This is a genomic window from Campylobacter sp. US25a (genome assembly GCF_004379075.1).
Classification (GTDB): Bacteria; Campylobacterota; Campylobacteria; order Campylobacterales; family Campylobacteraceae; genus Campylobacter_D; species Campylobacter_D jejuni.
Genome location: NZ_RYYM01000132.1, coordinates 1 through 279, shown reverse-complemented (window position 1 = coordinate 279; position 279 = coordinate 1). Strand labels below are relative to the sequence as shown.

Annotated in this window: 1 protein-coding gene; it reads right to left on the bottom strand. The window is 35.5% G+C overall.

Annotated features, from left to right (window positions below):
* Positions 1-279: transketolase C-terminal domain-containing protein (locus ELQ12_RS10030; protein ID WP_279586145.1), on the bottom strand; the 279-nt coding region annotated here is incomplete at both ends.

Genomic DNA, 279 nt, shown 5'->3' with positions numbered 1-279 from the left:
GCCATAAACCCTATCGCAGAATTTATAAAGCTCATTAGAATGTGCTGCTTCAACCCCTATAACTTCACCCTGTAAAAGCCTATCTTTATAAGCTTTATCTTGCTTTTCAAAGAGTTCAAAACAAGGCATGGAGATTACATTACAAGCAAAGCCTTGTTTTTCTAATTCATTTGCACTTTCTAAGCAAAGAGAAACCTCACTTCCGCTTGCTAAAAGCGTAAATTTAGCATCTTTACTTTCTTTAAGTAAATACGCCCCGTTTTTTACATCACCAAAAAC